A 981-nucleotide genomic window follows, 5' to 3' on the forward strand; every position below is an offset into this window, starting at 1 on the left:
TCAAGTGTGGTGGCGCCGATGGTCTGGAGCTCACCGCGGGCCAGCATCGGCTTCAGGATCGAGGCCGCGTCGATGGCGCCCTCGGCGGCACCCGCACCGACCAGCGTGTGCAGCTCGTCGATGAACAGGATGATGTCGCCACGGGTGCGGATCTCCTTGAGGACCTTCTTCAGCCGCTCCTCGAAGTCACCGCGGTAACGGGAGCCGGCGACCAGCGCACCGAGGTCCAGGGTGTAGAGGTGCTTGTCCTTGAGGGTCTCGGGCACCTCACCCTTGACGATGGCCTGAGCCAGACCCTCGACGACGGCGGTCTTGCCGACACCGGGCTCACCGATCAGAACCGGGTTGTTCTTCGTGCGGCGGGACAGCACCTGCATGACCCGCTCGATCTCCTTCTCGCGCCCGATGACCGGGTCGAGCTTGGACTCACGAGCAGCCTGGGTGAGGTTACGGCCGAACTGGTCAAGGACCAGGGACGTCGAGGGCGTGCCCTCGGCAGGCCCGCCGGCGGCGGCGGTCTCCTTGCCCTGGTAACCGGAGAGCAACTGGATGACCTGCTGCCGCACCCGGTTGAGATCAGCGCCCAGCTTGACCAGGACCTGGGCGGCCACGCCCTCGCCCTCACGGATCAGGCCGAGCAGGATGTGCTCCGTGCCGATGTAGTTGTGACCCAGCTGAAGGGCCTCCCGGAGCGACAGCTCCAGGACCTTCTTGGCACGGGGAGTGAAGGGGATGTGCCCGGACGGGGCCTGCTGGCCCTGCCCGATGATCTCCTCCACCTGCTGGCGGACCGCCTCGAGCGAAATCCCGAGGCTCTCAAGGGCCTTGGCGGCGACACCCTCACCCTCATGGATCAGGCCCAGGAGGATGTGCTCGGTGCCGATGTAGTTGTGGTTGAGCATCCGGGCTTCTTCCTGAGCCAGGACGACAACCCGCCGCGCGCGGTCGGTGAACCTCTCGAACATCGTTAATCGCTCCTCA

At 66.4% G+C, this 981-nt stretch carries 1 protein-coding gene; it reads right to left on the reverse strand.

Annotated features, from left to right (window positions below; translation table 11 throughout):
• Positions 1-965: Clp protease N-terminal domain-containing protein (locus ADK57_RS12680; protein ID WP_159050052.1), on the reverse strand; the 965-nt coding region annotated here is incomplete at its 3' end.
• Positions 966-981: the final 16 nt, after the last annotated feature.

Origin of the sequence: Streptomyces sp. MMG1533 (assembly GCF_001279775.1) — a bacterium.
GTDB lineage: Bacteria > Actinomycetota > Actinomycetes > Streptomycetales > Streptomycetaceae > Streptomyces.